The sequence below is a fragment of the Agrobacterium radiobacter genome (assembly GCF_040801995.1).
Lineage (GTDB): Bacteria > Pseudomonadota > Alphaproteobacteria > Rhizobiales > Rhizobiaceae > Agrobacterium > Agrobacterium radiobacter.
In genome coordinates, this window is sequence record NZ_JBEGHX010000001.1 from 1,902,204 (window position 1) to 1,921,544 (window position 19,341).

The window sequence follows — 19,341 nt, forward strand, 5'->3', positions numbered from 1 at the left end:
GTCGGAGCATCCGTGGTTCGATCATAGCCTGCAATTTCCTCAGATTTGTGAAAATCGCAATTATCAGGAAAATCACCCCCCGTCCAGAACAAATCTCGACGCTCCTCCTTTCAGCCTGTGCGGGACCGGAAACGCATTGTTCAATGCCGTGCGGGTTCGCGGGATTGAGCGAAACGGGTAGTATCGCCGTCAAGGAAACAATCAAGGAGATCATCATGGGCATGCTGGTGGAAGGTGTGTGGAAGGACGTCTGGTACGACACCAAGGAAACCAAGGGGCATTTCAAGCGCAGCGCCTCGCAATTCCGCAACTGGATCACAGTGGATGGCGCACCCGGCCCTTCCGGAGAAGGCGGTTTCGAGGCGGAGAAAGATCGTTACCACCTCTATGTCTCCTTCGCCTGCCCCTGGGCGCACCGCACCCTGATCTTTCGCAAGCTGAAAAAGCTGGACGACCTGATCTCGGTCTCCGTCGTTGATCCGCTGATGCTGGAAAACGGCTGGGAATTCAAGCCGCCGGGCGAGCGCACGCCGGGCGCAACCGAGGACCACCTGTTCGGCTCCTCCACGCTCTGGCAAATCTATACCAAAGCGGACCCCAAATATTCCGGGCGCGTCACCGTGCCGGTGCTCTGGGACAAAAAGCGGGGCACCATCGTTTCCAATGAATCGGCGGAAATCATCCGCATGTTCAATACCGCCTTCAACGACCTCACCGGCTCTGAGGCGGATTATTATCCCGAAGCGTTGCGCGCCGAGATCGATGCGCTGAACGACGTGATCTATGACACCGTCAATAACGGCGTCTACAAGGCCGGCTTCGCCACGACACAGGAAGCCTATCAGCAGAATGCCGTGAAGGTCTTCGAAACGCTCGATATGCTGGAAGACCGCCTGAAGGACCGCCGCTTCCTGTTCGGCGCGGAGCAGACGGAAGCGGACTGGCGTCTGTTCACCACTCTGGTGCGGTTCGATCCCGTTTATGTCGGCCATTTCAAGTGCAATATCCGCCGCATCCACGACTATCCGCACCTGACGGGTTACCTGCGCGATCTTTACCAGACGCCGGGCGTGCCTGACACGGTCGACATGCGCCACATCAAGGAACATTATTACCGCAGCCACCGCACCATCAACCCGACCGGCATCGTGCCCGTCGGTCCGGAGCTGGACCTGACCATGGCGCATGGACGCGAGACGCTGGTCTGACGAAATACGCCGCTACCAGTAGTCGGCAATCGCCGCTTCGCCGGCAAGTTCGGCAAGGCGGCGGCGGGTTGCCGCCGTCACCCCTTCGGGCAGATTTGAAAGATCGAAAAAGCCGCTCTCGGCAATCTCATGATCCGGCTTTTTCGGTTTGGTCTGGGTGACATCAAGCCGATAAAGCGCGACATGGTCGCGATTGCTGCCTTCCAGATTAAGGTAAACGTGGAAAAGCTCCGGCTTTGAGGCAGCTTCGAGATTGCCTTCCTCGCGGATTTCCTTGTGCAGCGCCGCGAGCAGGGTTTCGCCGCGCTCCACCCCGCCGCCCGGCAGATACCAGCCCGGAAGATAGGTGTGCCGCACGAGAAAAATCCTGCCCTTTTCATCGTAGCAAGCCGCACGCACACCAAGAGTTGCGCCGCGCGTGAACAGAAAAACGAAATGCAGAAAGCGGGTGAAGACACGCATATGGAACGGACGGGCCTGCCGCCCGGTTGTTTCGTCATTCACCCTGGTTTCTCCCCGCCTGCCGGCTTTTATTGGACGCGCGGCATATCATAGGTTATCTCTGCCGCCATGTTCAAACTTGCCCATATTTCAGACGTCCATTTAGGGCCACTGCCAAAACTCACTTTCCGGGAACTTGCATCGAAACGGATTACCGGTTTCGTCAACTGGCACCGCAACCGCCGCAAGCATCTCTTTACCGATACACTGGAAAAGCTGCTCGACGATCTCGAGGCAAAATCACCCGATCATCTGGCTATTACCGGCGATCTCGTCAATCTTGCGACGGGCATCGAAATCCGCGCCGCCGCCGACTGGCTTGAGGAAGTGGGCGACCCTGAGAGAACCTCGGTGGTGCCAGGCAATCACGACGCCTATGTTTCCGGCGCGCACGACAAGGCCATGCAGGCCTGGTATCCATACGTGCGTGGCGATGGCGACCCAGCGGAATGGGACGACGACCGCAAGATTTTCCCCTATATGCGCGTGCGCGGCCCCGTGGCGCTGATCGGCTGCTCCACCTCGATTGCGACACCACCCTTTTCGGCCACCGGCTATTTCGGCAACCGGCAGGCGCGCGCCACGGCGGAACTCTTAAAAAAAGCCGGTGAACAGGGGCTGTTCCGCGTGGTGATGATCCATCATCCGCCCATCCGGGGCGCTTCCCCCACCCACAAACGCATGATCGGCATTCGCCGTTTCGCGGCCGCACTCGGCGTCGGCGGTGCGGAACTCGTGCTGCACGGTCATACCCATCTCAACACGGTTTACTGGTTGAATACCCACCACGGGGAAGACCACATCCCGGTCGTCGGCATTTCCTCGGCCAGCCAGGGGCCGGGCGGTGAAAAACCGCGCGCGGCCTATAATCTCTTCCATATTTCCGGTGGGCCCGGCACATGGAATGTCGCCTGCGAACGCCATAGCCTCGATGAGACGGCGACGGGTGTGGCGCTGGAAGATGTGCGGGTGTTTTATGAAAACGGGCGACCGCTGGGGTTTTCTCTACCGAGGGAATAAAACCCGCGTGCGTGGAGCGGAGGAGGGCTTTACCCCCCTCTGCCCTGCCGGGCATCTCCCCCTCAAGGGGGGAGATCGACCTGAGGCTAGGTCTTGCCCATATCAAAGCCCGAGAATGAAGCTGCGGGAAAGCGTCTTGCCGATCTCCCCCCTTGAGGGGGAGATGTCCGGCAGGACAGAGGGGGCCTCCCCCACCCTCAAAGCAAGCTTACTTAGCCCGCTCTTCCAGCACCCGGTTGGCCGCCGAAACAATCGCTTCCAGCGACGCACCGACGATATTCGTGTTAACCCCGGCGCCAAACAGCTTGCCGCCCGGATGCTCCATCTCGACATAGGCAATGGCCGAAGCATTCGAGCCATGCTGCAGCGAATGCTCGGAATAATCGTTCACCGACAGGTCGATGCCGAGATAGACCGACAACGCATTGATGAACCCGTCGATCGGACCGGTTCCCTTGCCCTCGATGCGCTTCACCTCGCCATTATCGGTGATCTCGGCGGCCACAATGCGCACGCCCTTGAAATCGCCGGCCGGATAGGTGTGGTGATCAACGAACTTGATGCGCGCATTCGGCTGCGTCACATAACGCTCCATAAAGCGCTCATAGATGCGCTTGGCCGGCAGTTCGACGCCCTCTTCATCGGTGATGCGCTGGATATCCTCGCGGAACTCTACCTGCAGGTTGCGCGGCAGGTTGATGCCGTAATCCTGCTGCAGAATATAGGCGATGCCGCCCTTGCCGGACTGCGAGTTGATGCGGATGATCGCCTCATAGGAGCGGCCGACATCCTTCGGGTCGATCGGCAGATAGGGCACTTCCCAGACGGGGTGATTGGCGACCTTGATCGCCTTCATTCCCTTGTTGATCGCATCCTGATGCGAGCCGGAAAACGCCGTGTAGACCAGTTCGCCGACATAAGGGTGACGCTCGGGGATCGTCATCTCGTTGGAATATTCGTACACGGCCTTGATACGCTCGATATCGCGGCAATCCAGCTCCGGATCAACGCCCTGCGTGTACATGTTCAGCGCCAGCGTCACGACGTCGACGTTACCCGTGCGCTCGCCATTGCCGAACAGCGTGCCTTCGACGCGGTCCGCACCGGCCATCAGGCCCAACTCGGTCGCCGCAATGCCCGTGCCGCGGTCGTTATGCGGATGCAGCGAGATGATGACGTTTTCGCGGTTGTCGATATTGCGGCACATCCATTCGATCTGGTCGGCATAGATGTTCGGCGTCGCCATTTCCACCGTCGAGGGCAGGTTCAGGATCAGCTTGTTGTCCGCCGTCGGCTTCACCACCTCAACAACGGCGTTGCAGATTTCCAGCGCCACTTCCAGCTCGGTGCCGGTAAAGCTCTCAGGCGAATATTCGAAGCGGAAACCGCCGCCGGCCTTGGCGGCCATGTCGGTGATCATCTTGGCGGCATCAACGGCAATCTGCTTGATGCCATGCACATCCTTGCCGAACACCACGCGACGCTGCAATTCCGAGGTGGAATTGTAGAAGTGGATGATCGGCTTGTTGGCGCCCTGCAGCGCCTCGAAGGTACGGGTGATCAGTTCCGGGCGGCACTGTACCAGCACCTGCAAGGAAACATCGTCAGGTACATTGCCTTCTTCCACGCACCAGCGGGCAAAATCGAAGTCCGTCTGCGAGGCGGAAGGAAAACCGATTTCGATTTCCTTGAAGCCCATTTCCAGCAGCAGCTTGAACATGCGGGCCTTGCGGTCGTGACCCATGGGGTTGACCAGCGACTGGTTACCATCGCGCAGGTCCACCGAACACCAGATCGGCGCCTTGTCGATGGTCTTGCCCGGCCAAGTGCGGTCAGGAATATTGATGGTCGGGTAAGGGCGATACTTCACGCTCGCGTCCGACATGCCCTTGGAAATATTGGTGATCTTGCCGTCCATTTCGCTTCCTCCTTGCGCAGTCCGCGGGCGTCTTCAGCCATCGGCGGATGCACGGCCCTTTAGAGCCTAAATCCAGTATAAAATGAGATTTCGAGATGAGGAGCGTTTGCGCCAGCGGGCTTTCGGCCGCCGGGCGCTCCTCACTGGACCCGGCAACCGCGTGTAAGGTCGAGGCTAAGAAGCGAGAGTGCACCGCACGGCGAGGCCTTCGCAGAAATCTGCGCGCTCATGCCGTAAATGGTTGCGATGCTGTTGCTCATGGCGATGTGTATAAACAGCGGCTGGCGGTCTGACAAGTGATCTTGTGCCGTGCGCCGGTTATTTTCCCTGCCTGCCGCTCTCAAGCCTTTCTGCCTAACCACGCTTTACCACCCGCTGCAACGCCATCATCAGCCCGCCGCCGATCAGCCCCCAGAAGGCACCGGAAACGCCGCCGAAGGAGAGGCCGGAGGCCGTGATGAGGAAAGTGATGGCCGCCGCCTCGCGGGTTTCCGGCTCCTTGAAGGCCGCCACTGCGGAACCGGAAAAGGCGCCGACCAGTGCCAGCCCCGCCACCGCCTGAATGAGGATGGGCGGCGCCAGCGCCACGAAGGCCGTGACCACGCCGGCCAGCAGGCCGAAGATGATATAACCGAAGCCGGCGATGATCGCCGCCCAGTAACGCCGCTTCGGATCAGGATGAGCATCCTCGCCCGCGCACATCGCAGCCGTGATTGCGGCAAGATTGACCGCATGGCCGCCAAAGGGCGCGGAAAGCAGCGAGAAAAAGCCGGTCGCTGCAAAAAGTGGTCCGGGCTGCGGGTCGTAGTGATTGACCTTCAGCACCGCGATACCGGGAATATTCTGCGAAGCCATGGTGACGATGAAGAGCGGCAGCGCGATGGAAACGACGGCGTGCAGGCTGAAGACGGGCGTTACCCACTCAATCGGCGGTGTCAGCGATTGCGCCACGCTATCGAGCGCGCCCTCGGGAATATCGACACCGAAGATCATGACAAGCACGAAGGCGGCAAGGGCCGCGGGTACGGCGAACAGCCGCTTGAAGGCTCCAACAACGATCCAGGCGAGAATGATGGGTAATCCAAGCGCCGGGTTGAAGCCGATTGCCTTGATCGGCGCGAAACACAGGCCGATGATGACGCCTGACAGCATGGCATTGGCAAGCGGCGCGGGAATGGAGGCGACCGCCTTTCCAAGTGGCCTGAACAGGCCTGCGATGATGATCAAAATGGCGCAGATGACGAACCCGCCAACGGCTGCCGGGAAGCCACCCTCAATGACGCCGGTGGTGGCAAGCAGCGCGGCGCCCGGCGTCGACCACGCGATGCTGATGGGAAGCCGGGTTGTGACTGAAAGAGCTATGGCGCAAAGCCCCATCGCCACCGAAAGCGCCATCAGCGCCGACGCCGCTTCGAAATCCGTCGCACCGACGGCTTTCAGCCCCTGCAACACAACGGCGAAGGAGCTGGCGAAACCGACAAAGGCGGTAAGGCAGCCCATGAACAGGCTCTGGACGGAAAAATCTTTCAGCATAAAGCACTCTGCGGCCTGCGGCCTGTCGCAAACAACCGCAGCGGTCTGCATTGGCGACAGGCAGAAAAATTGAAGCGTGATGCGCGAATCCGGGGATGGCGACACGCCTTGGATGAAGCGTGGTTATATTCAGGATCAAAAAAGACGCGACTTGGCAAGATGGGCCACCAGACTTCAGGTACGGCGGCAGGGAAAACGTCATCAAAGTTTAGCGGCGGGGCGCTAATCCTGCCCGCATCACAACAGGTCATCCGCCACAAGAGGGACCCTCGCCATGCTCCGCATCGTCACCATTGCCGCCTGCTGTTTTGCGGCTCTTCCCGCCGCTGCCCAGACCCCGCCTGCGCCGGCCTTCCTCGGCCAGATCGTCGTGCCTTCGGGCCTCTCCATCAATGGCGTTACCTTCGGCGGCATTTCCGATCTCGCCTTCGACAGCGAAACGGGCCGTTATTTCGCAATTTCCGATGATCGCGTGGAAAAAGGTCCGGCCCGCTATTACGAGCTGGAGCTGGCCATAACGGAAGGCGCCACCACGCTCAACATCGCCGCCACCCATGAATTGAAAGACGAGACCGGCGCGGCCTTTGCGCCGAAGAGCATCGATGCGGAAGGCATCGCGCTCGACCGCAAGCGCGGCAAGCTCTATTGGTCCTCCGAACGCGACCTGAAGAACCAGCCGGGGCTTTACGTTTCGGATATCGACGGCGGCAATGTGAAGCGGCTGGAACTGCCGGACGCCTATCTCGTCAACGACGCAAAGACCAAGGGCGTTCAGAACAACCTCGCTTTCGAAGGCCTGGCCCTGATGCCCGGCCGGCTGATCGCCGCCACCGAAAATGCTCTCACCCAGGACGGCCCCAAGGCGACGCCGCAGGCGGGCAGCCCGGCCCGTATCCTCGTCATCGACACGGCGACGCTGAAGCCGGTCGCCGAGCACGTCTATGTCACCGAGGCAATCTCGAAGACACCAACAGCCACCGAGCCGAAATATAACGACAACGGCCTTTCCGCCATTGCAGCCCTGCCGGATGGCCGTTTTGTCGCGGTCGAGCGCAATTTTGCCTCCGGCGTCGGCAACCACATCCGCTTCTTCATCGCCGACATGTCCCGCGCCGACAATATTCTCGGCAAGGACAAGATCGATCCGGCTTCCGTGGCTACCGTATCGAAATCACCCTGGTTTGAAATCAACGAAGGCGATTTCGGCCTCGATATCGACAATATCGAGAGCTTCGCCTTCGGCCCTGTGGTGGATGGCAAGCAGCTTTTTGTCATCGCCTCCGACGACAATTTCAACACAGGCAAGCAGTTCACCCAGTTTGCGGCATTCGCAATTCCCGCCAATCTGGGTCAGTGAAATCCACCGAAACAGAATGCCGGCTCTGGACAATGTCCGGGCCGGCATCGGCAACCGAGACGGATGCCTGCCTTACCAGCGGAGCAGACGTGAACCGGCGAAAGCGCCGATGATACCGGTCAAGAGAATGCCCAGGGAATACCAGATCAACACGAAAGCCATGCCGTTTTCGGTGCAGAACCACGAATAGACCCACGCCCCGGCCGCACCTGCGGCGATACCAGCGGCAAAACCCGCAAGCGTGGGATCAGTGGGGGCTGACCGCCTGAGAACCGCGAAATTCGCCAGAAACAGCGGCAGCGCAAAAGCAACGATCAAAAACGGGCAATGCAGCGCCGACGATCCGAGAATGAGGGTGCTGTAGGTGCTGGGCACGGCAAATCCAAGCTGGACGAGCGCGATCAGCGCCATGGCGGCAAAAATCAGCGCAAGCCACACAAACAGGCAACCCCTCTCGCCTTCCGGCCGCGCAAGACGCATGACGGCAAAAAATGCAATGAGGGCCAGTAGGGCATTATAGGCGGATTTGACCCAGAAACCCGGCTCGGTCATGGCCTCGCTCATGTCGACGCGAAGCCCCAGAATGACGACCATCAGCACGAGCGAAAGGCCGAGCGCGGGCAATGCCGCGAATGCCAGCCTGCGCTCCAGCGCGAAAGCGTGGACAGGTTTCAGATCACCCGTCAGTTGTTCGATGATGTCTTCCGTTTTCCTCACCTGTCCCCCCGCAACTTCGCCGCCAGGACTTTCAGCGTTCTGTGAATGCCGACCCTTGCCGCAAGCTCGGTCTGGCCGGATTTTTCCGCCGCTTCGGCAATTGACTGGCCTTCGAGTTTCACTCTTCGAATGAGATCGCGTTGCCGCTCCGGCAGGTCGTCGAGCAGCCGCTCCACATCCATGCGGGCCATGACCGCATCGACGGAGGGTTCCGCCTCCAGCGTCTCATCGAGTTCGACTTGCGCCAGCATTCGGGCGCCCCTGCCCCGATAATGATCGATGAGCTTGTAGCGCGCTATCGAGAAGAACCACGCCGTGAAAGGTCTTGCACGGTCATAGGTCTCCCGCTTGGCGTGAAGCGACAACAGGGTTTCCTGCACAAGATCTTCGACATCGCCTCTGGAGGCGGCCGCCATGCGCCGGCTGAAATAGGCGATCAGCAGCCGCCTCAGGGCATGAAGCAAATGCCGGTAGGCGCCTTCGTCCCCATCGAGGGAACGCAGCATCAGCATTTTTAATGTCTCTTCCGAAGGGCTGCCTGTCATCGTCACTATCGGGTTATTCGCAGTCGGCAGGATATTGTTACATAGTGGCTTTAAAAAAATCTCGCCCGAACTTGTCGTCACAAGCGCGTGAAGATGTAACGGGCGGCGGGTCGCGCCCGAATGGACAATCGTGAGCCCCGGCACAATGCCGGCGGACATGCAACGACGTCCAGAGGAGACCCTTCATGACCCGCATTCTTACCGCCATTGCCGCCGCTTCCCTGTTCTCCGCTCTTTCCTTCGCAGGCATCGCCCATGCCGACAGCATGAAAACCGATACGATGAAGAAGGACACCATGCATAGCGACGCCATGAAGGCCGAGACCATGAAAAAGGATGGCATGTCCATGGCCAGCAAGAAGGACTGCATGGACAAGGCCGGTATGGAAATGGACAAGATGAAAAAGGCCGACATGATGAAGGCCTGCGACACGATGAAGTAAGGCCGGCCTGAACGAAAAAAGCCCGCACCGGTTTTGACCGATGCGGGCTTTCTCAAATGAAAATCGAAAACTCAGAGTTCCGACTGGCTTTCGACGATCTTGCCGACGAGGCCGTAATCCTTGGCCTCTTCCGCTCCGAGCCAGTAATCGCGATCGATGTCCTTGGCGATCTTTTCTTCGCTCTGGCCGGTGGCCTTGGAGAAGATCTTGATCAGGCGCTGGTTCATCTTGATGATTTCGCGGGCCTGGATTTCGATGTCGGATGCCATGCCGCGCGTGCCGCCGGAGGGTTGATGCAGCAGGAAGCGGGTGTTCGGCAGGCAAAGGCGACGTTCCTTCGGCACCGAGACGTAAATCAGCGCACCAGCGGAGGCGACCCAGCCCGTGCCGATGATGTAGACCTTTGGCTTGATGAACTTGATCATGTCGTGGATGGAATCACCCGATTCGACATGGCCGCCCGGCGAATTGACGTAAACGCGAATGTCGTCGTCGCTGGCGGCGGCAAGAGCCACGAGCTGCGTGCAGACCTTCTGCGCCAGTTCCTGCGTGATGCCGCCATAGATGAAGATCGAACGCGACTTGAAAAGATTCGCTTCCGTTTCCTTGCCGATCGGCAGTTCCTTGCTCTTGTCGTCTTCGTCTTCGTTCATCAACGGCTCTCTCCAGCAAAATTCGTGCATGCCCTTCGGACATAGTGCGACTTGTTACGTAAGGCAATGAGAGAAAAAGGCAAGGTTTGCCCGCCAACAATAAACACCACCCCCGGCAGATGACGCATGGACAGCCTCTTGGCCTTCGCGATATCGTCAGCGCCTCATTGCAGCGCCGCCCGCCGCGGGAAGCCCAAGATCCCGCCGCTGACGGCAACAATTTCAAGAGGGAACCATGCTGAAAAGACTAAGCCTCGCCGCCGCCGCGCTCGGCCTCACCACCCTGCCCGCTTTCGCCCATCTGAACCCGGAAGAACACGGTTCCTTCATGGCCGGTGTCTCCCACCCCTTCTTCGGTGCGGACCATATTCTGGCGATGGTGGCCGTCGGCATCTGGGCCTCGCAGATCGCCTTTGCCCGAAACGACCGCAAGGCGCTGTGGATCGTGCCCGCCGCTTTCGTCGGCACCATGGCCGCAGGCTTCCTGATGGCGGTTTACGGCATTGACCTTCCCTTCGTCGAACCCGCCATTCTCGCCTCCGTCATCGGCCTTGGCCTGCTAGTTGCGATGGCGGCAAGGCTTCCCACGGCAGCGGCAGCGGCCGTTGTCGGCGCTTTCGCGCTTTTCCACGGCTATGCCCATGGCGGTGAACTCGGCAGCGCGGGCGCGCTTCAATTCGGCATCGGCTTCATGATCGCCACCGCCATCCTGCATGCGGCCGGCATCGCGCTCGGCCTCGGCATTGCCCGTTTCGGCTCGGCCGCAAGCCGCACCGTCGGCGCGCTGACGGCGATTGCGGGTCTCTCGCTTGCCTTTGGCGGCTGAGGATCATTACCGAAATTTAAAATTTGGACCGCTTTGAAAAGCCTGAATTCTGGCCTACCTCCTTATCGTGGATTTACGCTTCACGGTAAGGAGGCAGCATATGTCACCGGAAGAAAGCCAGCTTCTCAAGGCCCTGTTCGACAGGACCAAAACCGCATCCGCCACCCCGCGTGACCGCGAGGCGGAAACTTTGATCGCAGACGCCGTGCGCGATCAACCCGCAGCCCCCTATTATCTCGCCCAGGCGGTGATCGTTCAGGAAAAAGGTCTGGAAGCGGCAGCAGCCCATATCAAACAGCTCGAAGACCGCATCCACGCACTGGAAAGCGGTAATAGCGCCCCTCAGGCGGCGGCGCAGGGCGGTTTCCTCAGCTCCATCTTCGGCACCGGCCAGCCGCAACCACCCGCACCGGCACCAGCCCCTGCGGCCGCGCCGAGCTCATGGCGCAACGATACCGCCGGCCAGACGGCCGGCCCTTGGGGAGCGGCAGCCAATCAGCAGCAGCTCGGTGGCCCATGGAGCCAGGCCGCCGCAGGTGGACGTTCAGGCGGTGGTTTTCTGCAAGGCGCGCTCGGCACCGCTGCCGGTGTTGCGGGCGGCATGCTGCTGGCCAATTCGCTGAGCGGCATTTTCGGCAGCCACATGTCGTCGCTCGGCCTTGGCTCGCCCTTCAGCGGCGGCAATGCCGCTGGCAACGCACCCGTCGAGGAAACCGTCGTCAACAACTATTACGGCGACAGCGCAAGCCCGCAGAATAACGACGATGACGATATCCAGCAGGCCGATTACGACGACAGCGCCGATGATGCGGATGCTGATTCAGGCGACGACGGTTCGTTCGCCTGAACCTTGCATCACATAAACAGCCGGATCAGCCGCGGCCGCGATAGGTGGCAACGCCCTGATCCGGCAGCCACACGCCTTCAGGCGCCGGTCCGGTCTGCCAGAACACGTCAATCGGAATGCCGCCGCGCGGATACCAGTAAGCACCAATGCGCAGCCATTTCGGCTGCAGCAGTTCTACCAGCCGCTTGGCGATATAGACCGAGCAATCCTCGTGGAATGCGCCGTGGTTGCGGAAGGACTGTAAAAACAGCTTCAGCGACTTCGATTCCACCAGGAAATCGCCCGGAATGTAATCGATGACGATATGGGCGAAATCCGGCTGGCCGGTCATCGGGCAAAGCGAGGTGAATTCGGGTGCGGTGAAGCGCACGACATAATCGGTGCCGGCATTGCCGTTCGGCACTTTTTCGAGAACAGCCTTCTCCGGGCTCTCTGGCGTATCGACCTTCGTGCCCAGCTGCGACAGGCCGGAAACATCCGTCACGGACATGGAAAACTCCTGTTTATTTAAACAATCACTTTGACGCCATGCGCCTTTTCGCCTTCCGGCTCGACGTGAATGGCAAGGCTGGCGCCCGGTATGACGTCCCTTATGGCATCTTCAAGGCGGTCGCAAATATCGTGCGCCTCCCGCACCGTCATGACGGCGGGAACGACGACGTGAAAATCGATGAAAGCGGCCGAACCGGCGCGGCGGGTTCTAAGATCATGCACGCCGATGACGCCGCCGGAATTTTCCGCGATCGCCTTCTTGATCGCCTCGTCCTCCTCCGGCTCCACCGCACGGTCCATCAAGCCGCCAAGCGAATGCAGAATGACTTTCGAGCCCTGGAAGAGGATGTTGACGGCCACCAGAATGGCGAGCAGCGGATCGAGAATGGCGTAACCCGTAAAAAGCGCCAGAACGAGGCCGACGAGAACGCCTGCCGAGGTCACGACGTCAGACATGATGTGATGGCCGTCAGCCGCGAGCGCCGGTGAGGCATATTTCTTGCCGACGCGAATGAGGATCGTAGCCCAGACAGCATTGATCGCACCCGCCGCCGCATTGATGACCAGACCGAGAACCGGCGCTTCCGGCAGCCTCGGATTGAAAAGAGCACCCCAGGCCTCCTGTACGATCAGGAGCGCGGCAACCACGATCAGCACACCCTCCACGACGGCAGAAATATACTCTGCCTTGTGGTGGCCGAACTGGTGGTCGTCATCGGCGGGCTTCTGCGCATAGCGAATGACGAAATAGGCGATGAAGGCCGCGACCACATTGACGGTCGATTCCAGACCGTCAGATAAAAGCGCGACCGAGCCCGTGACCCACCAGGCCACGAGTTTGAGGCCCAGCACACCGAAAGAAAGCGGAATGCTCCAGAATGCGAGCTTCCTTACCAGCGCATTGCCTTCACTGTTCATTTTTGCCCCCGTGCGGATGCGAACGAATTGCATGACCGACTGCCAAAACGCACGAACCGCGCGCACGGGGTCTCCGTGCGCGCGGTTCGCTATTTGAGCGTTCTATCGTTCAAACGGAGCACAAGGTCAAGGGCATTGCGCTCACGCCAAAAGCATCACTCTTCGCTCTTCTGCTCGCAGAAACGAATGCGGTTGCCGAATGGATCGGTCACTTCCATCACATCGCCCCAGGGCAGTTCTTCAACACCCGGTTTCAGGAAGCGATAATCCTTCGCCGCCAGTTCCTGTTGATAGGTGTGAACGCCGCGCATGGTAGCGAAAATGTTGGAGCCCGGCGTCGCATCACCGTGATGACCGCTGAGATGAAGGCCCATTCCGGCCCGTGAAACCTGCATGTAGAGCGGGAAATTATCGCCGAAGCGGTGTTCCCAATCGACCTCGAAACCGAGAAAATCGACATAGAACTCCCGCGCCTTGGCTTCGTCGAATATCCTGACGATCGGGAATATCCGCTCGAAGCTGATGTCTCCAGCGTTTTGTGTCCCGGCATCACCCATGCTGCCTCAACCTCTTTTCGGACCCATAAAATGAAACCGGCCGCAACAGGTGCGGCCGGTACAGTCAGCTTATTCGGCTGCGACGATCTTGCCGTCCTGCCACTTGAACAGCGAGAAGGCCTGCGACGTCAGGTCGCCGTTTTCGCCATAGGTGACCTTGCCGATTGCCGTCGGGAAAGCGTCGCCGCTCTTCAGGGCCGTGGCGACCGCTTCGGAATCCTTGGCGCTTCCGGCTTTCTCGATGCCGGCCTTCAGGACTTCAACGGCAGCGTAAGCGTTGAGCGTGAAGGCTTCCGCCGGAATGTTGGCGGCCTTCAGCGCTTCGGCAGCAGCCTTGGAGTCGTCGTTCTTCAGCGCGTCGGAAGCGTTGGTGAAGATCGTGCCTTCGCCAGCCTGCGAACCGATGTTCCAGAACTCGCTGTTGGACAGGCCGTCACCGCCGATAACGGCAGCCTTGGAACCAATGTCCTTCAGCTGGCGCACCAGAAGACCTGCTTCCGGGTGGTAACCGCCGAAATAGACGATGTCGGCATTGTCGGACTTCAGACGAGCCGTCAGCGCGCCGAGATCCTTTTCGCCTGGTGTCAGCGCATCATAGAGAACTTCGGTCACGCCACCGGCATTCAGCGTCGCCTTGAAGGAGTCTGCCAGACCTTTGCCGTAAGCGCCCTTGTCGTGAATGATGGCGATCTTCTTGTCCTTGAGGTTGGAAAGAACATATTTCGCCGCAACCTCGGCCTGCTGGTCGTCACGGCCGCAGGTGCGGAAGACGTTGGCAAGGCCGCGGTTGGTCAGGCCCGGCGCGGTCGCCGTCGGCGTCACCATCAGGACGCCATTTTCGGCAAAGACATCCGATGCCGGAATGGCGACGCCCGACGTCACCGGACCGACGACGAAGTGGATGCCTTCGGCAACAAGCTGGTTGGCAGCGGAAACGCCCTGCTTGGGCTCGCCGCCATCATCAGCGAGCTTCAGCACGACCTGTTCGCCGAGGATGCCGCCCTTTTTGTTGATTTCATTGACTGCCGTCTGGGCGCCGTTCTTGACCTGGTCGCCATAGGCGGCGACAGGACCGGTGAGCGGCGCAATCAGGCCGATGATGATTTCGGCATGAGCAAGGGGTGCGAATGCGAAGGACGCTGCGAGCGTCACGCTGGTCAATGTCTTCAGTTTCATCCTGGTGTCTCCTTAAAGGGGGTCGCGGACCCGGTGAGCGCCATGGGCGCCGACCGAATGAAACTATCGGACGCCTCCCGGCGAAAACTCGTTCCATTTTTGAATTCCGAGCCTTCCACTCAACTCATACGGAAGGTTTGATGATTTATGCAAGTCACTTTGCTGGATTAGGTCTATTAGCGGTAAATCATTCGCCGGATCGGCCGTGATTGCGCCGTCTGAACGGACAAATCGACCTTCCGTAAACGCTTGGCGTTTGGCCGCCGCTGGAGGATAATACGCCATGATCGCAGCAGATGAAGAATTTCTGGCGGGCCTTCCCGTCTTCCGGCATTTTGAAGACGTGGCCGACCCGGCGCTTTATCGCGCCCTGCCGCCGGGATGGGGGCTGGCCATCGCCGATATCGTTGATTCGACCGCGGCGATCGGTACTGGCCGATACAAGGCCGTCAACATGGCTGGTGCGGCGGTCATTTCAGGCGTTTCGAACAGTCTCGGACGTCACGACCTGCCCTTCGTTTTCGGCGGCGACGGCGCCGCCGTTGCCGTACCGCCCCAGGGGCTGCCTGTGGCGCGTGCAGCACTTTCGAATGTGCAGCGCTGGGTGAAGGATGACCTCGATCTTGCAATGCGCGTGGCCCTGGTCCCCGTCGAAGATATCCGCAAGAATGGTTTCGATATTCGCGTCGCCCGCTTTCAGGCAAGCGAGGATGTTTCCTACGCCATGTTTTCGGGCGGCGGTAACAGCTGGGCGGAAGCCCGGATGAAGGAGGGACAATATGCCCTGCCCGCAGCCGAAGCAGGCGAGCGCCCGGACCTGACGGGACTTTCCTGTCGCTGGAACCCCATTCCCGCCACCCGCGGCAAGGTGGTATCGATCATTGCCGTGCCGGGGCCGTCGCGGGACATGCCTGCATTCCGCCAGCTGGTCATCGATCTCGTCGATCTCGCCGAGCAGGACGCAAGACACGGCCATCCCGTGCCGGAGGATGGCCCAAAACTCGGTTTCGTGGGTGAGGGTCTCGGTCTGGAAGCCCGGGCCGGGGCTGCCTATCACGATGTCTGGGGCAAGATGCGCCGCTCGTTTCGCATTCTCGGCGAGTCCCTGCTCGTCAATCTTCTCAGCGTGACGGGGCTGTCGTTCGGACCGTTCAATGCGGTGCGCTATCGGCGCTCGGTCGCAAGCAATACTGATTTCAGAAAATTTGATGACGGACTGAAGATGACGGTGGATATCGACGCCTCACGGCTCGAAAAAATCCGCACGCGGCTCGAACAGGGTCGCCTATCGGGAAGCTGTTATTACGGCCTGCACGAACAGGATGCCGCCTTGATGACCTGTATCGTGCCGTCCCCGCTTTCCAGGGACCATATGCATTTCGTGGATGGCGCGGACGGCGGATATGCGGCTGCGGCAAGCCGCCTCAAGCAGCAGATACAATCTGCTGCGACGGGCTGAATACCACGCCGATACCAGCCCTCAATCTCTGTGCCTGGATGCACTACAGCGAAAGCCGACGAAAAGAAAAAACCGGCGTCGTGCGCCGGTTTCAATGGAGTGATGCTGCCGGACCTTAACACGGCCGTGGGATCAGGCTGCGGTCTTGCTGCTCTTCTGCGCCTGGCAGTAAATTTCCTCGAGGGAGGCGAGGATTTTTTTCACGGATTCGGAGTTGCTGGAATAGTAGATGGTCTGCGCATCGCGTCGTGTCTTCACTAGTCGCTGGGCACGCAACTTCGAAAGATGCTGCGAGAGAGCGGACTGGCTGAGACCAACCTGTGAAGCGAGAACACCAACCGGCACTTCCGTATCCACCAGCGTGCACAAGATCATCAGGCGCTTTGGATTCGCCATAGCTGAGAGCAAGTCTGCAGCGGCGATGCTATGTTCCGACAGAGATTGGTTATCCATACGCTCAAGTCTCCTGATGACAGTCGAAAAAGACGGTCATGGTGGCTATTATAGGTGTTCCAAAAGGTGTTTTTATAATTCAGTTGATACGTTGTATATACCTAAATCTTGCTTATATCGTGTCCCTTTCAAAGACTATTCTTCATCGGTTATTTACTTAAGATATTGTGATAAAATTATCAGCTTTTTGCTCGTTTTTTCACAGTCTAAGGATAAAAACATGTATTAGCAGCAGTATTTATAAGCAATAAACGATCAAAATTTGAGCGCTTCAATCTTAACACCCGGCGCCGGATTTTGGGGTGACAATCTATTACCACCTTAAATTTAGCAGCGAGCTAAAGAATCTAGATTAACTTTGCGCAATTTTCTCTAAGTTTGCAATATGATTTTTATTAGTAATTATTTTCATGCATAACTTGTGATATCAAAAATATTCTTTGCTACCGTGGGAAGGTATAACTTGCGCTGCAAAGATCTTGTAGAAACAGAAAAAGGGCCCTCCATGAAGGCCCTTTCTTTTTTCAGACGGGCGAATCACTATTTTTTGCGGTGACGCGTCAGCCCTGCCACGACTTCATCTGCGGAAATCGTGCCTATGATCGCGCCATTGTCGACGACGCCGATCGCTCCGGAGTTTTTTGACAGCGCATCGAGAATATCGATCAGCGGCGATGATGGACGGGCGGTGGCGGCGACGTTCATCTGGCCGTTGCGTTCGTCCACGCCCCGCTTCATCACATCGGCAGCAGTCAGCATGGAAATCGGGTTCATGTTCTGCACGAAATCCGCGACATATTGCGTGGCCGGCTGCTTGACGATCTGCTGCGGCGTTCCGCACTGGATGATGCGTCCGCCTTCCATCATGGCGATACGGTTGCCGATACGGAAGGCCTCGTCCAGATCGTGGCTGACGAAGAGGATAGTTTTCTTCAGCCGGCTCTGGAATTCCAGAAGCTCGTCCTGCAGGCGGCTTCTGATGAGGGGGTCAAGCGCCGAGAACGGCTCGTCCATCAACAGGATCGGCGCGCCGGTGGCAAACGCTCTCGCCAGCCCCACACGCTGCTGCATGCCGCCGGAAAGCTCTCCCACCTTGCGGTCGGCCCATGCGGAGAGATTGACCAGTTCCAGCTGCTCGGCCACCATGCGCTTGCGCTCGGCTTCCGGCACGCCGGAAAGCTCAAGCCCGAAGCCGACATTGTCGGCCACATTGCGCCAGGGCAGAAGACCGAACTGCTGGAAGACCATGGAAACCGTGTGCATGCGCAGATCGCGGAGCGATTTCGCCGGGCAGCGATAGGGATCGACATAGCCGGACTTGGTCTTCACGCCGACATTGCCGCGCACCACGGGCGCAAGCCCGTTGACGGCCCTGAGCAGGGTCGATTTGCCGGAGCCGGAAAGCCCCATCAGCACGAGTATCTCGCCTTCGCTGACCGAGAGCGAGGCATTGGCGACACCGAGAACCAGTCCGGTTTCGGTATTGATCTCGTCCCGCGTGCTGCCCTTGTCGATCAGCGGCAGCGCCGCATCGGGCCGGTCGCCGAAAACGATATCGACATTTCCGAAGATGATGGCGTCACTCATAGATCATCCTCCGCGCCGGGAAGGCGGAAAAGCCGGTCGAGAACGATCGCCAGGATGACGATGCACAGTCCCGCTTCGAAGCCCATGGCGATATTGACGGTGTTCAAGGCGCGCACGACAGGCACCCCGAGACCATTGGCGCCCACCAGCGCGGAAATGACCACCATCGACAGCGACAGCATGATCGTCTGGGTGAGGCCGGCCATGATCTGCGGTGCGGCGAAGGGAAGCTCCACCTTGCGCAATACTTGCGAAGGCGTCGCACCAAAGGCGACGGCCGCCTCGACCAGCGACGGCGGCGTCGAGACGATGCCGAGGCGGGTGAGGCGCACGGGAGCCGGAATGGCGAAGATGACGGTGGCGATGAGGCCCGGAACCATGCCGAGACCGAACAGCACCAGCGCCGGAATGAGATAGACGAAAGTGGGGATGGTCTGCATCAGATCCAGCGCCGGGCGCATGCCGGCATAGATCCACTTGCGTCGGGCCGCCAATATGCCGAGCGGTATACCGATGATCATGCACACGGCGCTGGCGGCGATGACCAGCGCCAGCGTTTCCGTCGTCGCTTTCCAGTAGCCGAGATTGATGATGAGCAGCAGCCCGAGCGCGGTAAAGATGGGCATGCCGACGGAGCGGCGCGTCCAGGCCGAAAGCGCCGTCAAGATCACGACGATGACCAGCGGATGCGGCGCCTGCAGCACATAAAGCAGGGCGTTGATGACGCTTTGGAAAATGAAGGAAAGCCAATCGAAGAAAAAAGCGAGATTGCCGGTCAGCCAGTCAATGGCCTCCTTGGCATATCGGCCGACGGGCAGGCGGTTTTCAGGAGCGCTGAGCCATTCCACGGTAAGAAAAGACCTTTCGTGAATTAAAACAATTCCAGCAAAAATGCGTAGCGGTTTTGCGTCCGGAATTGCGCAGACAACAAAGGAATGGAGCATCGTCATCCCGTTTTACCGGAATTGCTCCAATGCAGAAATGACGGCCGGCAATAAAACTGCCGGACGCGGTGCTGGCGCATGACCTTCAATGTCTGAAAATTCACAGGCAAGGTCATGCATGGGCATCGTTATTTCCCGCTGATCCGGCCTGCCATGCAGGCCGGATGCAGTCATGCATAGTCTTGCG

Annotated in this window: 20 protein-coding genes; 7 read left to right on the forward strand and 13 right to left on the reverse strand. The window is 59.2% G+C overall.

Features of this window, described 5'->3' with window-relative positions; translation table 11 throughout:
- The first annotated feature begins 215 nt into the window (after positions 1-215).
- Positions 216-1,208, forward strand: a complete 993-nt coding sequence (locus MRBLRC7O_RS09535; protein ID WP_367727455.1) for a glutathione S-transferase family protein — start codon at positions 216-218, stop codon at positions 1,206-1,208.
- Positions 1,209-1,220: 12 nt separating this feature from the next.
- On the opposite strand, the gene MRBLRC7O_RS09540 is transcribed toward MRBLRC7O_RS09535, so the two are convergent.
- The gene (locus MRBLRC7O_RS09540) at positions 1,221-1,712 is read right to left on the reverse strand and encodes an NUDIX domain-containing protein (protein WP_080864181.1); all 492 of its coding nucleotides are present in this window, start codon (positions 1,710-1,712) and stop codon (positions 1,221-1,223) included.
- Between the two features lie 66 nt (positions 1,713-1,778).
- Here MRBLRC7O_RS09540 and MRBLRC7O_RS09545 point away from each other — a divergent pair, with 66 nt between their 5' ends.
- A complete protein-coding gene (locus MRBLRC7O_RS09545; RefSeq protein ID WP_004430171.1) occupies positions 1,779-2,729 on the forward strand; it encodes a metallophosphoesterase family protein in 951 nt (316 codons plus the stop codon).
- Positions 2,730-2,937: 208 nt separating this feature from the next.
- Here MRBLRC7O_RS09545 and leuA read toward each other — a convergent pair whose 3' ends face one another.
- Positions 2,938-4,647, reverse strand: coding sequence for a 2-isopropylmalate synthase (leuA, locus tag MRBLRC7O_RS09550; RefSeq protein ID WP_080866340.1), 1,710 nt, complete (start codon positions 4,645-4,647; stop codon positions 2,938-2,940).
- A 354-nt stretch (positions 4,648-5,001) separates the two neighbouring features.
- On the reverse strand, positions 5,002-6,180 hold the full coding sequence (locus MRBLRC7O_RS09555; RefSeq protein WP_080866341.1) for a benzoate/H(+) symporter BenE family transporter: 1,179 nt from the start codon (positions 6,178-6,180) through the stop codon (positions 5,002-5,004).
- 274 nt (positions 6,181-6,454) lie between these two features.
- Between MRBLRC7O_RS09555 and MRBLRC7O_RS09560 the strand changes: the two genes are divergently transcribed.
- Positions 6,455-7,537 carry an esterase-like activity of phytase family protein gene (locus tag MRBLRC7O_RS09560; RefSeq protein ID WP_367727417.1) on the forward strand — a complete coding sequence of 361 codons (1,083 nt, stop codon included), beginning with the start codon at positions 6,455-6,457 and terminating at the stop codon, positions 7,535-7,537.
- A gap of 72 nt (positions 7,538-7,609) precedes the next feature.
- Here the strand turns inward: MRBLRC7O_RS09560 and MRBLRC7O_RS09565 are convergent, their stop codons facing one another.
- A complete protein-coding gene (locus MRBLRC7O_RS09565; protein ID WP_020808578.1) occupies positions 7,610-8,254 on the reverse strand; it encodes an NrsF family protein in 645 nt (214 codons plus the stop codon).
- Complete coding sequence (locus MRBLRC7O_RS09570; protein ID WP_004430158.1) at positions 8,251-8,766, reverse strand: sigma-70 family RNA polymerase sigma factor; 516 nt, start codon at positions 8,764-8,766, stop codon at positions 8,251-8,253. Before MRBLRC7O_RS09570 ends, MRBLRC7O_RS09565 begins: the two co-directional genes overlap by 4 nt.
- Before the next feature lie 218 nt (positions 8,767-8,984).
- On the opposite strand from MRBLRC7O_RS09570, the gene MRBLRC7O_RS09575 reads away from it, so the two are divergent.
- Positions 8,985-9,242: a pentapeptide MXKDX repeat protein gene (locus tag MRBLRC7O_RS09575; protein WP_004430156.1), complete on the forward strand. Its 258-nt coding sequence runs from the start codon at positions 8,985-8,987 to the stop codon at positions 9,240-9,242.
- A 71-nt stretch (positions 9,243-9,313) separates the two neighbouring features.
- Here the strand turns inward: MRBLRC7O_RS09575 and MRBLRC7O_RS09580 are convergent, their stop codons facing one another.
- Positions 9,314-9,895, reverse strand: coding sequence for an ATP-dependent Clp protease proteolytic subunit (locus tag MRBLRC7O_RS09580; protein ID WP_003523060.1), 582 nt, complete (start codon positions 9,893-9,895; stop codon positions 9,314-9,316).
- Positions 9,896-10,130: 235 nt separating this feature from the next.
- Here MRBLRC7O_RS09580 and MRBLRC7O_RS09585 point away from each other — a divergent pair, with 235 nt between their 5' ends.
- Complete coding sequence (locus tag MRBLRC7O_RS09585) at positions 10,131-10,721, forward strand: HupE/UreJ family protein (protein WP_004430153.1); 591 nt, start codon at positions 10,131-10,133, stop codon at positions 10,719-10,721.
- A gap of 100 nt (positions 10,722-10,821) precedes the next feature.
- A complete protein-coding gene (locus MRBLRC7O_RS09590) occupies positions 10,822-11,568 on the forward strand; it encodes a DUF2076 domain-containing protein (protein WP_080866342.1) in 747 nt (248 codons plus the stop codon).
- Between the two features lie 25 nt (positions 11,569-11,593).
- Here MRBLRC7O_RS09590 and queF read toward each other — a convergent pair whose 3' ends face one another.
- The 4 genes from queF to MRBLRC7O_RS09610 form a co-directional block, all read right to left on the reverse strand.
- Complete coding sequence (queF, locus tag MRBLRC7O_RS09595) at positions 11,594-12,058, reverse strand: preQ(1) synthase (RefSeq protein ID WP_004430149.1); 465 nt, start codon at positions 12,056-12,058, stop codon at positions 11,594-11,596.
- A 17-nt stretch (positions 12,059-12,075) separates the two neighbouring features.
- Entirely contained in the window at positions 12,076-12,978 is a 903-nt protein-coding gene (locus MRBLRC7O_RS09600; RefSeq protein WP_035212697.1) for a cation diffusion facilitator family transporter, read from the reverse strand.
- Positions 12,979-13,133: 155 nt separating this feature from the next.
- On the reverse strand, positions 13,134-13,535 hold the full coding sequence (locus tag MRBLRC7O_RS09605) for a glyoxalase superfamily protein (protein WP_004430143.1): 402 nt from the start codon (positions 13,533-13,535) through the stop codon (positions 13,134-13,136).
- A gap of 69 nt (positions 13,536-13,604) precedes the next feature.
- Entirely contained in the window at positions 13,605-14,711 is a 1,107-nt protein-coding gene (locus tag MRBLRC7O_RS09610) for a branched-chain amino acid ABC transporter substrate-binding protein (protein WP_004430140.1), read from the reverse strand.
- Between the two features lie 283 nt (positions 14,712-14,994).
- Between MRBLRC7O_RS09610 and MRBLRC7O_RS09615 the strand changes: the two genes are divergently transcribed.
- The gene (locus MRBLRC7O_RS09615; protein WP_004430138.1) at positions 14,995-16,170 is read left to right on the forward strand and encodes a DUF3095 domain-containing protein; all 1,176 of its coding nucleotides are present in this window, start codon (positions 14,995-14,997) and stop codon (positions 16,168-16,170) included.
- Positions 16,171-16,302: 132 nt separating this feature from the next.
- On the opposite strand, the gene MRBLRC7O_RS09620 is transcribed toward MRBLRC7O_RS09615, so the two are convergent.
- The 3 genes from MRBLRC7O_RS09620 to choW all read right to left on the reverse strand — a co-directional run bounded on the left by MRBLRC7O_RS09620 (position 16,303) and on the right by choW (position 19,058).
- Positions 16,303-16,623: an ArsR/SmtB family transcription factor gene (locus MRBLRC7O_RS09620; protein ID WP_003524068.1), complete on the reverse strand. Its 321-nt coding sequence runs from the start codon at positions 16,621-16,623 to the stop codon at positions 16,303-16,305.
- Between the two features lie 540 nt (positions 16,624-17,163).
- A complete protein-coding gene (choV, locus tag MRBLRC7O_RS09625; protein WP_004430131.1) occupies positions 17,164-18,210 on the reverse strand; it encodes a choline ABC transporter ATP-binding protein in 1,047 nt (348 codons plus the stop codon).
- Positions 18,207-19,058 (reverse strand): choline ABC transporter permease subunit, encoded by an 852-nt coding sequence (gene choW, locus MRBLRC7O_RS09630; RefSeq protein ID WP_035212696.1) that lies wholly within the window; start codon positions 19,056-19,058, stop codon positions 18,207-18,209. The genes choV and choW overlap by 4 nt, the downstream gene beginning before the upstream one ends.
- Between the last annotated feature and the right edge of the window lie 283 nt (positions 19,059-19,341).

What these genes read in the sequence shown, in the direction of transcription:
- MRBLRC7O_RS09600 (WP_035212697.1), bottom strand. Translation starts at nt 12,978, where the DNA reads ATGAACAGTGAAGGCAATGCGCTGGTAAGGAAGCTCGCATTCTGGAGC.
- MRBLRC7O_RS09620 (WP_003524068.1), bottom strand. Translation starts at nt 16,623, where the DNA reads ATGGATAACCAATCTCTGTCGGAACATAGCATCGCCGCTGCAGACTTG.
- MRBLRC7O_RS09560 (WP_367727417.1), top strand. Translation starts at nt 6,455, where the DNA reads ATGCTCCGCATCGTCACCATTGCCGCCTGCTGTTTTGCGGCTCTTCCC.
- MRBLRC7O_RS09535 (WP_367727455.1), top strand. Translation starts at nt 216, where the DNA reads ATGGGCATGCTGGTGGAAGGTGTGTGGAAGGACGTCTGGTACGACACC.
- MRBLRC7O_RS09605 (WP_004430143.1), bottom strand. Translation starts at nt 13,535, where the DNA reads ATGGGTGATGCCGGGACACAAAACGCTGGAGACATCAGCTTCGAGCGG.
- queF (WP_004430149.1), bottom strand. Translation starts at nt 12,058, where the DNA reads ATGTCCGTGACGGATGTTTCCGGCCTGTCGCAGCTGGGCACGAAGGTC.
- MRBLRC7O_RS09580 (WP_003523060.1), bottom strand. Translation starts at nt 9,895, where the DNA reads ATGAACGAAGACGAAGACGACAAGAGCAAGGAACTGCCGATCGGCAAG.
- MRBLRC7O_RS09575 (WP_004430156.1), top strand. Translation starts at nt 8,985, where the DNA reads ATGACCCGCATTCTTACCGCCATTGCCGCCGCTTCCCTGTTCTCCGCT.
- leuA (WP_080866340.1), bottom strand. Translation starts at nt 4,647, where the DNA reads ATGGACGGCAAGATCACCAATATTTCCAAGGGCATGTCGGACGCGAGC.
- MRBLRC7O_RS09555 (WP_080866341.1), bottom strand. Translation starts at nt 6,180, where the DNA reads ATGCTGAAAGATTTTTCCGTCCAGAGCCTGTTCATGGGCTGCCTTACC.
- choV (WP_004430131.1), bottom strand. Translation starts at nt 18,210, where the DNA reads ATGAGTGACGCCATCATCTTCGGAAATGTCGATATCGTTTTCGGCGAC.
- MRBLRC7O_RS09585 (WP_004430153.1), top strand. Translation starts at nt 10,131, where the DNA reads ATGCTGAAAAGACTAAGCCTCGCCGCCGCCGCGCTCGGCCTCACCACC.
- MRBLRC7O_RS09610 (WP_004430140.1), bottom strand. Translation starts at nt 14,711, where the DNA reads ATGAAACTGAAGACATTGACCAGCGTGACGCTCGCAGCGTCCTTCGCA.
- MRBLRC7O_RS09590 (WP_080866342.1), top strand. Translation starts at nt 10,822, where the DNA reads ATGTCACCGGAAGAAAGCCAGCTTCTCAAGGCCCTGTTCGACAGGACC.
- MRBLRC7O_RS09570 (WP_004430158.1), bottom strand. Translation starts at nt 8,766, where the DNA reads ATGCTGATGCTGCGTTCCCTCGATGGGGACGAAGGCGCCTACCGGCAT.
- MRBLRC7O_RS09545 (WP_004430171.1), top strand. Translation starts at nt 1,779, where the DNA reads ATGTTCAAACTTGCCCATATTTCAGACGTCCATTTAGGGCCACTGCCA.
- MRBLRC7O_RS09615 (WP_004430138.1), top strand. Translation starts at nt 14,995, where the DNA reads ATGATCGCAGCAGATGAAGAATTTCTGGCGGGCCTTCCCGTCTTCCGG.